Genomic DNA, 12,561 nt, shown 5'->3' with positions numbered 1-12,561 from the left:
AGGCTGGCTCTTTTTTTATGATTCTTACATTCTTTCTTTCTCTTGAAAGTAAGTAATATTGTCTCGAAGCCACTTCCTCTCCGACACAAACAAGTTTCCACGTTTTTTATACACTTTATCAAATATCTTTAAAACTTCTTCATGATTAGCAAACTTATGTAAGAAACGAAGAGCAATGATAATCTCTGCTTCATCCGTAGGCTCTGCTTCATTTTTCCGTCTTCTAGCAACAATTTTATTCACACGTTCGCAAATTGGTCTCATTGCCATTTCGTCGCCATACGTATAAATAGCTCGAACAGCTTCATATTTCACCATCACATTTCTATCCTGTAAAGCTTCAATATAAACTATTTGTAAGTCCGATCCCCCTATTTTTGCTAACACCTCAATAACAGTTGAACGAACATAGGCACTATTACTATATAAAAGCTTTGTTAACGGCAGAATCGATTGATTTGTTCCAATCTCAAGCAAGGTATAACAAATATTTGTAATCTCATCTTTATTTTCTTGAGTATCCAGCAACTTTAGTAAAGCACTCTCCGCTTCTAATGATTTACATAACTTTAAGGAAGAAACTGCCCAAAAACGAACACTATCGTTTTTATGGTAAATATACGGAATAATTTTATTTGTATCACTTACTTCTGGCAGTGTATAAATATTACTAAGCAGTTCACTTAACAAAGTCGGGTTTTGTTCACATTCCAAACAATCTATAAGATAATCAGCAATACTGATCTCTTTCGTATTAATAGCAAGTTTCGTCATTACATAATACATATCTTTCTTCATTGCTATTTTTTTTGCTTTGGTTACCTTCTGCTGTAAATAAGGAAACGTTAATAGGTCATCTAGCTCTTTTGCTTCATCATAAGCACGATGCCTAACCTCTGTATCTTCATCAGCCATCCGCCTTAATAAACCATCTATATACTCTTCCATCTCCTTCGCTCCCGTCAAAATCAAATCTATCTCTTTGCATTCTATATACGATAGACTACTATATCAACAGAAAAAAGAGAATGCCACAGCATCCTCTCCTTCTCTTCCCTATTCCACACAAGTAAACTGCGTCCAAGCTCCTACATAATCTAGTAAGAATAACTCCTCTTCCGCAATTGTACCGACGATATTTTTCCGTTCATCTATCGGCATTTCTTTCAGAATGATTTGCAGTTCACCTTTATACTTACCAAATGAATTGTTTCCAATTACAACTTGCCCTCTTTCCTGCAGCACACTTTCGCGCACTGGGAAGTCATAGTCTTTGTACTTTTTACGCACTTCTGTAGAACGTACCATATATTCTGTTATGTCACCGCGCCTTACATGTAATTCTTGCAGCGTGGCTCTCTTTTCTACTTCAGTCGCTTCGTCTACAAAGTGTACCTTTAGCTGTAACATGTAGCGATTTAAGTTTCCTAGTTTCTCTAACTCTTCCTCACTCGCATAAGCATTTCCGATAATGACATCATCGATTAGCCCTGTTGCCCATAAATGCTTCGCTTGTACTTCAATTGGTAAATTACGATGCTCTTCTAACGTACATAATCCGTCGTTAATATCCCATGGACCGATGTTTGCGGCATGTGATGTAATAAAAGCTGCACTGCGAATACCATGCTTTTTAAAGCGTTCACTACAGCGAATGAAATAATCGTACGGAAGACCAGTGAATTTTTGCGGATAAAAATTATGGCAACCAATTAAAGCTGATTTATTCGCTTGATGCGAAAGAATATTTTCTAAGTACGCAATATCGTTACTTACATTTAACTCAATTTTTAAACCGTACGGATTATTCGTCATTTTCGCTTCAGTTAACCCGTCGAAGCCTACATCTAAACGAATACCGTCTGCGCCTAACTCCGCGAAGAATGATAAATCGCTATAACTAATACCAAGCTGATCAAACACAGCCGGAGCTACATCTAAACGAATACCGTCTGCGCCTAACTCCGCGAAGAATGATAAATCGCTATAACTAATACCAAGCTGATCAAACACAGCCGGAGCTACATCTAAAATAACTTCCATATTGTTATCTTTTGCGTGATTGATAATCTCTTTAAATTCAGCTACAATTTCTTCTTTCGGACGATTCACAGATAACAAACAAGTAAATATTCTTGAAAAACCATGTCGTGCCGCTGCGGAAATATAAGCCATATCTTTTTCTTTCGTTGAATGTTCTGGGTAAAGTGAAATTCCTAATTTACGCTCCATGCTTTTGCATCTCCTTCACACGTTGTATTAATGCCATGCTCGTAAATCTATATTTTGCAGATAAACACGTTGCACATAAAATTGTCGGTACAATAATTACGTACGGTGATTGCAATCCTAACATTACATATGCACCCATTGAACAACCGATAAATAAAACTGATACTAATAGTAACACTAATAAAGATTTACTTTGTACCCATTTCGAATAATGGGCAATACACTGTCCGACCACGAATGTAATTAAGATGATAATTGCTCCGAGCATTCTGTTTTCTCCTCTCCTGCTAATTGTTGTTTCTCATACATTTTGAAGAATGGATAGTAAATAACGAACGAGATAACAAAGTTAACAAGTACAAGTACACCAGCCATAATTGTCCAGTCCGTACTAATCACCGCTGCAATTGGTGCTAACATCGTAAATGGCAGTTTCGCCATCATAAGTGGAATCATACCTGAAACAACTGCGAAATATGATACTGTCGTTGTCACTAACGGTGTAATAACGAACGGAATAATTAAGATTGGGTTCATTACAATTGGTGCACCGAAAATAATTGGTTCGTTAATATTGAATAAGCCTGGCACGAATGATAATCTACCTAACTCTTTTAAGAACTTAGATTTAGAGAACATAAACATAATAACTAAAGCTAACGTTGAGCCTGATCCGCCAATCCATACGAACCATTGAATGAACTGCTCTGTAAATAAGTTTGGTAACTGATGTGCATTTCCTGTAGCCGTGAATACTTCCATATTTTCAAGAATTGCTGAATCCCACATCGGACGAATAATTGGTCCTAAAATCGCTGGTCCATGTATACCGAATGACCAGAAAAACACGATTAAGAATACTGTTAATAAACCACCGAATAAATTATTTCCTACTAATACTGATTTTAATGGTGCGATTAAATATGTAATTGTTGTATTTACATCGAATTTCAAACCGTAGCGAATGCCCCAGAATAAAAGAATAACTGCTAATGTTGGAATTAATGCTGCAAACGAATTTGAAACTGCTGGTGGTACACTATCTGGTAATTTAATCGAGATATTATGCTTAATCATAAAATGATAAATTTCTACTGCAATTAATGCTGTAACAATTGCGCCAAATAAAGACGTTGCACTTAATGTTCCTACTGAAATATATCTACCTGCATCAATAACACCTGGTACAGCTTTCGTAATTTGAATTGGTTCAACTGATGCTAGTAAAAAGGCGAGTACAGATAATAACCCTGCACTTAACTGATTGAGCTGATAAAAGTTCGCGAGCGAAGCCCCTACACCAAACGCTGCGTATAATGCCATTAGTCCTACTGTAAATCGAAATGGAATATCTAAAATATGGCGAAACGGTGCAATCCATTCCATATATGCATCAATTGGTAAATTTAAAAAGATAACGAAAAATGATCCGACGATCGTTAACGGTAATGTAGAAATAACCCCGTTTCGAATTGCTAATAAATGTCGTTGTCCTGCAATCTTTTGCGTTGTTGGCATAATCTTTTGTTCCATAAAACTCATAAACCCATTCATCAATAGCCCTCCTCTTTCTCTCTACTATAAAAGAATGAAATAAACTTTATAACATTATAATGTTTATATTTAAAAAGATATAATTATGCTAAAACTAATTGTTCTGCTTGCTTAAGCACTTTCAAACCATCACACATACCATAATCTCGTTGGTCTATAATCGCAACTGGTATGTTGTATGAGTTCGCAAGAAACTCTACAGCTGGAAATAAATATTTCACTTGTGGACCGATTAAAACGACATCTGCTTCCTTTATTTCAAGTTTCACAAGTTCTGAATCAACCGCCTTAATTTTATAATTCTTCCCCTGTTTCTTTGCCTCTTCTTGCATTTTTCTTACGACCATACTCGTTGACATACCTGCTGCACAACATAATAAAATGTACATCTTATACGGTCACTTTCTCTTCTACTCGTTTATGAAGAGCAATAAATTCTTCAGCCAGTTCTTTCACTGTAATTGCATTCATTAAATGATCTTGTGCGTGCACTAACAGTAAACTAATTTCTGCATGATTTCCTCTTGCCTCTTCTTGAATTAAATCCGTTTGAATACGGTGCGCTGCTGAAATTTCCTCACTAGCAAGTTTCATCTTTTCACCGGCATTCCCGAAATCTCCTTGTCTTGCAAAAGCAATTGCTTCAAGCGCCGCGCTTCTCGCATTGCCACCATGTAAAATTAACGCAAATGGAGTTTGCATATCAGCCATTTTAAATTCCCCCAAGCTATATGTTTTCTATATTTTTATCTTATTATGAAAACGCATACAATTAAACATAAAAAACTTCCGTTATGTAACGGAAGTTTTTATATACTTTTTCAAAATGATAATAAAATCTCTTGAAAATCTTCAATTACCTCGGTCTGAGTAAGTTTCTCTATCGTAGTTTGACTAGACATAATATCATATAAAAAATCATAAAGCCTTTGCAAATCTTCATTATTATTGCGCTTTACACTAAATAAAATAATTACTTGTACTTTTTTATCTCCCCAATCAACAGCCTTTTCAAGTGTGCAAAACATCAGAAAAGTTTCCTCACTTAATAACTGCATCGGATGCGGGATTGCAACTGAATTCCCAACCGCTGTCGGAGACGTATTTTCTCTTTCTATAACAGAAGCATAAAAGTTTTCTGGTACATAGCGTTTCTCAGCAGCTTTCTCACATAAAAACTGAATAACATCCTCTTTCGTAGAAGCATTATGATTTAAAAAGATTAAATCTTCCTTAATATAAGGCTGCACACTAGTATTCACATGCGTAAACAACCGCTGACCAATCGATTTAATCTCTTTATCATCAAATATTGAATTCACTTTTATAACTGGAACAGGCAAGCCACTCGGTATATGAATCGTACTAATAATACAATCTATTTTTTCTTTATAAAGATCTTCTACTTTCAATTGATAATAGCCTGTAATACCTACAATCTCTAATTTATCTCGGAACTGTGATAAAATTTTATATTTTAATAGTTGTGCACTTCCTTGACCAGTCGCACAAACTAATAAGCATCTTTTCTTTTGATTTTGCTCCTGCAAACGGCTCATCGCTCCGCCGAAGTGAATTGCAATATAACCAATTTCACTTTCAGGGATCGATTCACCCGTATATTCACCAATGATATCTCCAACAAGAACCGCAATTTCAAAAGCATACGGATAATTCTTTTTCACTTCTGCCAAAAGAGGATTTCTCGTATTTAACTTATACTTCAAACGATTTAATAACGTTTTTAAATGAATACCAAATCCAAATAATAATTCTTCATCATAATAAAAAATAAGATTCCGTTCTTCCGCTACTTTAAAAAGAATATGTTGCATAAATGCATATATATCTTTCCCTAATAGCTCTTCTACATTTTCATAGCGATCTCTCGTTGTAACAGCAGTACTTAATAAATGCATCGTCACATATAATACTTCTTCTTCTGGAAATGAAAATTTCAACTCTTTCTCTAAATCTCCTAAAATCTGCTTCGCAATTGTATATTCTTTCTTTAGTATAAGTTCTGATTGCTCCGCATGCAGTCCTTTCATATAATGTTGACTTTGACAACGCTTTAATGCGATTGCAATATGAATGACTAAATTATCAATTTCTATATCAGATAAATATATTGTTCCGCCTTCAATATACTTTAATATAATTGAACGAATGAGTGATATATGAGGTAGCGATAAATATGTCTCCGTCTGCTCAAATTGCTCATGAAACGGAGTATGATCATAACGCGGTAAACCATATTGTGATAAACAAGAACGAATATTAAATTCCTCTCCAACAATACGTATACCATAATACGGTCTCTTCTCAATTTGTAATTCATAGCAACCACATATATCTGTAACATCTTTCATAATTAAATTGACCGTTGATTTGCTCACATACATCTCTTCCGCTAATTCTGAAAGCTTCACATATCCCTCTGTCATTAAAACACGCTGCAGAATGTACGCTATTCTTTCTTCATAAGAAGTTGGGATCTTTTCCGTCTGTTTTTGAAATAGACTCACACAAAAGTCTTCAAATTTCTTCTTTTGTATAATTTCTAATTCGTACCCATTCCCTCTTTGCGATTCGATTTTCGCTCCGTTTTCTTCCAATATATCATTTAATAATTTTATATCCTTTTGAATCGTCTTCGTTGATACATGTAAACGGCCTGCTAAAAAAGCTCGATTTAACATCGATTTCTCTTCTAAAAATTCCTCTAAAATAGAAATTAATCGCTGATGCACCTTTGTCATAGCTCTTCCTCTCGCTCTTTATATATAAAGGGGGAAAAGCTGCTGAAATCAGTAGTTTTTCCCCTTTATATTCTCTCTATTTCTTTAATGTAAATCCGAATTTATCCCATGCTTGTAAATAGTCTAGTAAGAAAATCTCTTCTTCTACAATTCGACCAACTACATTTGTTTTTCCTGTATTCACCATATCTTTTAATGCAATTTGTAATTCGCCTTTATACTGGCCATATTGTTCATTATCAATTAATAAATCTCCACGCTTAATTTCGCGCGTATTATGAGGTTTAAATTCTTCTTTTTTATATTTCACACGACTTTGTGTAGAACGAATCATATATTCAGATACATCTCCGCGATAAAAATGTGGTTCGTCTAATACGATAATTCTTTCTAGTTCTGTCGTTGTATCATATATTTCTATATCAAATGTTTGTTTCTCTTTATTTAATGCACCTAGTGCTTGTAATTCTTCTTCTGACGCATATGCGTTTGCAATAATAACATCATCAATTAATTCAGTCGCGAATAAATGCTTCGCCTGTGTTGTCATCGGTAATTCACGATGCTGCTCTAATGTACATAACCCTTCTGTTACTGGCCAAGGTCCGTATGTTGCATCAAATGATGAAATAAAAGCTGCCGTTCTCATACCGTAATCTTTAAATTGTTTCGAGCATTTAATGAAATGATCGTATGATAATCCTGAATAACGATGCGGATAAAAATTATGACAACCAATTAAATTTTCACGATTTGGTCTATGACTCATAATGTTATCTACATACTTCGTACCATTACTCATATTAATCTCAATTTTCAAACCATACGGATTATAAGTCATAATTGATTCTTCTAATCCTGAGAAACCAACATCTAAACGAATACCGTACGCACCTAATTCATGGAAGAATGATAAATCATTATACGAAATACCTAATTGTTCAAAAACAGATGGACTAATATCAACTAATACTTGGAACCCTAATGCATTCGCATGAGAGATCGTTTCTTTAAATTCTTCTATAATTTTCTCTTTTTCTCCATCCACAGATAATAAACATGTGAACACACGTGTAAATCCATATTTACTTGCTAATGTTAAATACTCCTTATCTTTCTCTACTGTTGAATGTTCTGGATAAATAGAAATACCTAATCGTCTCATATGTACACGCCTCTTTCTTCATCATATTGTAAACCTTTTCAAATATATGTAGTAAAAAAGTATATATCCCCTTCTTGTTCACTACTCTTTTGAATCCGCTTTCTTTAAAGAAAAAACAATTTCTATCATTCTTAACACCTACAAGTCTATACATCTATACTTTACATCTTTTTTTCATAGTTGTGTAGCTTTTACACAAATTTGTCAGTTTTTCATCTTAAAAATTGTTATCCGTTTTCAAGACACCTTCCTTGACTGTTGCATTGACCAATACATATACTCGAAAGAAAAGAGAAAATTTTATATAGGGGATGAATATATGGGAGAAGCAATACTCGTAAAACGAGAACCGTTATGGACAAAAGAGTTTGTTGCTTTAATTTTTGCAAACTTATGTATGTTTTTAGGGTTTCAAATGTTAATTCCAACCTTACCTGTTTATGTGAAAGAAATTGGTGGCACAAGTTCCAATATCGGATTTGTTGTCGGCATGTTTACCGTTGCGGCACTTTTTGTTAGACCGCTAACTGGGAACGCCTTGCAAAAATTCAATAAAAAAATCATTTTAATGATCGGCACTGCTATCTGTTTACTCGCTATGGGCAGTTACCTTTTCGCCTCAACTATCTTTCTCTTGCTTGCTGTTCGTATTTTACACGGAGCTGGTTTCGGTATTACAACGACTACATATGGAACTGTCGTTTCTGATTTAATTCCCTCAGCTCGCCGCGGAGAAGGCATGGGATATTTTGGCCTTTCTGGAACAATTGCAATGGCCCTCGGTCCACTTATCGGACTATGGCTTATGCAAACATATAACTTCACAATTCTTTTTTTATGTGCATTATCGTGCACAATTGTTTCATTAATATTAACGAAACTACTTCAAATCCAAAAATCGAAACAGCCTCCACAACAATCATCTAGTACTTTTCTCGATGGATTTATTGAGCGTAAAGCTTTACTTCCTTCATTATTAATATTATGTATTACATTAATGTACGGAGGAATCGGAAGTTTTATCACTCTATTTGCTACAGAAGTCGGCATAGCTGATATTAGTCTCTTCTTTTTATGTAACGCACTAGCAATCGCTGTAACTCGTCCATTCTCTGGAAAGCTATATGATGCGAAAGGCCATACATTCGTCATCATTCCGGGAGTTATTATAACTTTTACAGGCATTATTTTATTGTCGTATACGACGACAATTCCGAGCTTAATTATTGCTGCAGCATGTTACGGAAGTGGTTTTGGAGCGATCCAACCTGCACTACAAGCATGGATGATTGACCGCGTAGCACCGCATCGACGCGGCGTAGCAACGGCTACATTCTTCTCCGCATTTGACCTTGGAATCGGCGCTGGAGCGATTATATTTGGATTTATTGCTCATTTTACAAACTATGCAACTGTATATCGTTACTCCTCTCTATTACTTATTGCTTTTCTCTTCATTTACATTACAAGCATAAGAAAACAAAAGCATGGCGATAAAAACACGGAAAAAGCTGCTGGATAATTCAGTGGCTTTTTTATCGTGTTAAAAGAATTATTTCCCCTCGTTTTGCTGTTATAAAACTACATGCATTTTCCTACATATTTTTTTAACTTTCATCAAAAAATATACGATGAACTCGCAGACGCTTTCCTTGATATTCAAATGAAAAACACTATTCTAAAGAGTGTGATTTTTTTACAAAATTAAGATTTACACATGATGAAAACCAATAAAATACAGCTGTTTCTTTAAGGTATTGTAAACTTTTCTACCCTTTGTAAATTTAGTGTAAATTTTACTAGCAAACCGTTTACAGTGACTCAAGGTTCAGTTAATAATTACATCGTACATGAAATTTAAGGAGTGGAATGCGTGGAATATAATGTTCAAGATATGATCTTCCAGTTCATTGGTGGATTAGGTATTTTCTTATTCGGGATTAAATACATGGGCGATGGACTGCAACAAGCAGCTGGAGATCGTCTTCGTGATATTCTAGATCGTTTTACAACAAACCCACTCATGGGTGTACTAGCAGGTATGTTAGTTACGGTATTAATCCAATCCAGTTCAGGAACAACCGCTTTAACAGTCGGACTTGTAAGTGCAGGATTTATGACATTAAGACAAGCAATCGGTGTTATTATGGGTGCAAACATCGGTACGACAGTTACTGCATTTATTATCGGAATTAAAATCGGAGAATACGCTCTCCCAATTATGGCAGTTGGAGCTATCTTATTATTCTTCTTTAAAAATAAAAAAGTACATTCTTTAGGTCAAGTTATATTCGGCTTTGGTATGTTATTCTTCGGTTTGGAATTAATGAGCACAGGTATGAAACCTCTTCGCTCTTTAGAATCCTTCCAAGAATTAACGGTTAGTATGAGTGATAATCCAATTTTAGGAGTTGTTGTCGGTACAGTCTTTACTTTAATTGTACAAAGTTCAAGTGCAACTATCGGTATTTTACAAGAACTATTCGGTCAAGGTGCAATCGATTTACAAGCTGCCCTTCCTGTATTATTCGGTGATAACATCGGTACAACAATTACAGCTGTATTAGCAGCAATCGGTACTTCTATTGCCGCAAGACGTGCAGCATTAGTTCACGTTATCTTTAATATCGTCGGTACAATTATATTTACGATTTTATTAGTACCATTTACAAGCTTAATTCAATATTTCCAAACATCATTAAACTTAAATCCAGAAATGACAATTGCATTTGCACACGGAACATTTAACGTAACAAATGCAGTTATTCAATTCCCATTTATCGCTGTATTAGCATGGATTGTAACAAAACTTATTCGCGGCGAAGATTCTGCTATTGATTTCAAACCGCAGCATTTAAACCCAATTTTTATTGAGCAATCTCCAGCTATCGCTTTAACAGAAGCTCAAAAAGAAATTATCCGTATGGCTGAGTTTTCATTACATGGATTAAAAGAAGCAAACCAATTTTTAAATACACAAGACAAAAAACACGCTGACATGGCTACTCAATTAGAAGGAGCTATTAACAATTTAGATAAAAAAATTACCGAGTATTTAGTTTTACTATCAGAAAAGCCGCTTTCGCCTACGGATTCTGAAAAACATTCCGTTTTAGCAGGTGTTGTTGGAGATATTGAACGTGTCGGTGATCATGTAGAAAACCTTGTAGAACTTGTAGATTTCCAAATTTCAAACCGTGTTTCACTATCAGACGAAGCACTAGCTGAATTAAATGAAATGCTGGAATTAACAATTTCAACACTACAAGACTCAGTTGAAGCTTTAACAAACTTCGATACTGAACTAGCTCAAACTGTTATTGCTAAAGAACGCAAAATCGACCAAATGGAACGTGTTCTTCGTAAACGTCACGTATTACGTCTAAACGAACGCAGCTGTTCAGGTGATGCAAGTATCATCTTCGTCGATATGGTAAGTAACTTAGAGCGCATTGGCGATCACGCTGTAAATATCGCTGACGGTGTTTTAGGCGAACAAGGAAAAATCAATTTAAAACAATCATTATAATAAGAAAGAGACGCTAACGTAAGCGTCTCTTTCTTATTATATTTTAACAACTGTTCTTCCTTTTAACTTTCCTTGCAATATAAGTGTAAACTTCTCCTCTAATTCTTCTAATGTACATTCTCCTGTATAAGATCTTAACTCTTTATTACTCCATTCATTTGCTAAGAGCGTCCACACATCACTTCTCACATCTGCTGGACATTGCACAGAATCTATCCCTAAAAGGCTTATGCCTCGTAAAATAAACGGATATACCGTTGTTTGTAATTCCTGGCCTGCCACATTACCGCATGTCGTTACACAACCACCATACTTTACTGTTTTTAAAGCTGTTTCTAACATACGTCCACCTACAGTATCAATAACTCCGGCGTATATCCCTTTTAACATCGGTCTTCCTGATTCATCATTCAATTCCGCGCGATGAATCACTTTTTTCGCTCCTAGACGTAGTAGCATATCTTTCTCTTCCATTTTCCCTGTCGCTCCTACTACGTTAAACCCTAACTTACTTAATATACTAACAGCTACACTGCCTACGCCGCCTGTAGCACCCGTTACTAAAACATCTCCCATATTAGGCTTGATTCCTGCCCCAATAAGCTTATATACCGACAACGCCGCAGTAAAACCTGCTGTCCCATACATCATACTTTCCTTTAATGACATTCCTTCTGGTAAAGGCACGACCCAAGATGATGGCACGCGAATATATTCTCCGAAACCACCAGAGGTATTCATACCTAAGTCATATCCCGTTACAATAACTTGATCTCCTGCTTTAATGGTAGCATCTTCACTACTCACAACTACTCCTGCAGCATCAATTCCTGGCGTATGAGGATATGTTCTCGTAACACCTTTATTACCAGTAGCTGAAAGAGCATCTTTATAATTTAATGAAGAATAATGAACTTGTATGAATACGTCTCCCTCAGGTAAACTACTTACTTCTCTCTCAACAACTTTTCTTACAAACTGATGATTTTCCTTTTCGTTCACAACGATTGCTCGGAATGATGTATGATTCATTATGCTCTCTCCTTTATCCGTCAAATTCTTCTTTATTATATAGAAGAAATAAGTAAGCTTACTCATTTCTTCTTGGCTATATTTCAACAAATCTTACTTCCCTATCACTTTCTCATAATATATATTTTCATTTCTACTAAAAGCCCTTATACTTATTCTACATCTGACAAATAATATATAGAAAATCTGACTTTTTATAAATATATTGAATTTTTACGAAATGTAAATGTTTTGTAATGTTTTTTTTCGCTAAATTTCATTATAATAAGTGGATATGAGTGTCGTAT

11 protein-coding genes are annotated in these 12,561 nt (G+C 35.1%); 2 read left to right on the top strand and 9 right to left on the bottom strand.

Annotated features, from left to right (window positions below; translation table 11 throughout):
• Window positions 1-24: 24 nt before the first annotated feature.
• The 8 genes from HMPREF1014_RS15965 to HMPREF1014_RS15930 form a co-directional block, all read right to left on the bottom strand.
• Complete coding sequence (locus HMPREF1014_RS15965) at window positions 25-948, bottom strand: HEAT repeat domain-containing protein (protein WP_000393385.1); 924 nt, start codon at window positions 946-948, stop codon at window positions 25-27.
• 108 nt (window positions 949-1,056) lie between these two features.
• Window positions 1,057-2,232 carry a DUF871 domain-containing protein gene (locus tag HMPREF1014_RS15960; RefSeq protein WP_000440045.1) on the bottom strand — a complete coding sequence of 392 codons (1,176 nt, stop codon included), beginning with the start codon at window positions 2,230-2,232 and terminating at the stop codon, window positions 1,057-1,059.
• On the bottom strand, window positions 2,222-2,500 hold the full coding sequence (locus HMPREF1014_RS15955) for a hypothetical protein (RefSeq protein WP_000900048.1): 279 nt from the start codon (window positions 2,498-2,500) through the stop codon (window positions 2,222-2,224). Before HMPREF1014_RS15955 ends, HMPREF1014_RS15960 begins: the two co-directional genes overlap by 11 nt.
• Entirely contained in the window at window positions 2,476-3,786 is a 1,311-nt protein-coding gene (locus HMPREF1014_RS15950) for a PTS sugar transporter subunit IIC (protein WP_001013053.1), read from the bottom strand. The genes HMPREF1014_RS15955 and HMPREF1014_RS15950 overlap by 25 nt, the downstream gene beginning before the upstream one ends.
• A gap of 83 nt (window positions 3,787-3,869) precedes the next feature.
• On the bottom strand, window positions 3,870-4,175 hold the full coding sequence (locus HMPREF1014_RS15945) for a PTS sugar transporter subunit IIB (protein ID WP_000275642.1): 306 nt from the start codon (window positions 4,173-4,175) through the stop codon (window positions 3,870-3,872).
• A gap of 1 nt (window position 4,176) precedes the next feature.
• A complete protein-coding gene (locus HMPREF1014_RS15940; protein ID WP_000774631.1) occupies window positions 4,177-4,497 on the bottom strand; it encodes a PTS lactose/cellobiose transporter subunit IIA in 321 nt (106 codons plus the stop codon).
• Window positions 4,498-4,607: 110 nt separating this feature from the next.
• On the bottom strand, window positions 4,608-6,548 hold the full coding sequence (locus HMPREF1014_RS15935; protein ID WP_000169790.1) for a BglG family transcription antiterminator: 1,941 nt from the start codon (window positions 6,546-6,548) through the stop codon (window positions 4,608-4,610).
• 76 nt (window positions 6,549-6,624) lie between these two features.
• Window positions 6,625-7,713, bottom strand: a complete 1,089-nt coding sequence (locus HMPREF1014_RS15930; protein ID WP_001253348.1) for a DUF871 domain-containing protein — start codon at window positions 7,711-7,713, stop codon at window positions 6,625-6,627.
• Window positions 7,714-8,032: 319 nt separating this feature from the next.
• Between HMPREF1014_RS15930 and HMPREF1014_RS15925 the strand changes: the two genes are divergently transcribed.
• Both HMPREF1014_RS15925 and HMPREF1014_RS15920 read left to right on the top strand, forming a co-directional pair.
• Entirely contained in the window at window positions 8,033-9,235 is a 1,203-nt protein-coding gene (locus HMPREF1014_RS15925) for an MFS transporter (RefSeq protein ID WP_000503237.1), read from the top strand.
• Window positions 9,236-9,586: 351 nt separating this feature from the next.
• Window positions 9,587-11,242: a Na/Pi cotransporter family protein gene (locus HMPREF1014_RS15920; RefSeq protein WP_000456265.1), complete on the top strand. Its 1,656-nt coding sequence runs from the start codon at window positions 9,587-9,589 to the stop codon at window positions 11,240-11,242.
• A 36-nt stretch (window positions 11,243-11,278) separates the two neighbouring features.
• On the opposite strand, the gene HMPREF1014_RS15915 is transcribed toward HMPREF1014_RS15920, so the two are convergent.
• Window positions 11,279-12,274, bottom strand: coding sequence for a YhdH/YhfP family quinone oxidoreductase (locus tag HMPREF1014_RS15915; protein WP_001016957.1), 996 nt, complete (start codon window positions 12,272-12,274; stop codon window positions 11,279-11,281).
• Between the last annotated feature and the right edge of the window lie 287 nt (window positions 12,275-12,561).

It is taken from the genome of Bacillus sp. 7_6_55CFAA_CT2 (assembly GCF_000238655.1).
GTDB classification, from domain to species: Bacteria; Bacillota; Bacilli; order Bacillales; family Bacillaceae_G; genus Bacillus_A; species Bacillus_A cereus.
This window is presented reverse-complemented; position numbering and strand designations above follow the sequence as displayed.

Bases quoted from the DNA above. Each gene is read 5' to 3' on its own strand.
- HMPREF1014_RS15965 (WP_000393385.1), bottom strand. From the start codon at position 948: ATGGAAGAGTATATAGATGGTTTATTAAGGCGGATGGCTGATGAAGAT.
- HMPREF1014_RS15960 (WP_000440045.1), bottom strand. From the start codon at position 2,232: ATGGAGCGTAAATTAGGAATTTCACTTTACCCAGAACATTCAACGAAA.
- HMPREF1014_RS15955 (WP_000900048.1), bottom strand. From the start codon at position 2,500: ATGCTCGGAGCAATTATCATCTTAATTACATTCGTGGTCGGACAGTGT.
- HMPREF1014_RS15950 (WP_001013053.1), bottom strand. From the start codon at position 3,786: ATGAATGGGTTTATGAGTTTTATGGAACAAAAGATTATGCCAACAACG.
- HMPREF1014_RS15945 (WP_000275642.1), bottom strand. From the start codon at position 4,175: ATGTACATTTTATTATGTTGTGCAGCAGGTATGTCAACGAGTATGGTC.
- HMPREF1014_RS15940 (WP_000774631.1), bottom strand. From the start codon at position 4,497: ATGGCTGATATGCAAACTCCATTTGCGTTAATTTTACATGGTGGCAAT.
- HMPREF1014_RS15935 (WP_000169790.1), bottom strand. From the start codon at position 6,548: ATGACAAAGGTGCATCAGCGATTAATTTCTATTTTAGAGGAATTTTTA.
- HMPREF1014_RS15930 (WP_001253348.1), bottom strand. From the start codon at position 7,713: ATGAGACGATTAGGTATTTCTATTTATCCAGAACATTCAACAGTAGAG.
- HMPREF1014_RS15925 (WP_000503237.1), top strand. From the start codon at position 8,033: ATGGGAGAAGCAATACTCGTAAAACGAGAACCGTTATGGACAAAAGAG.
- HMPREF1014_RS15915 (WP_001016957.1), bottom strand. From the start codon at position 12,274: ATGAATCATACATCATTCCGAGCAATCGTTGTGAACGAAAAGGAAAAT.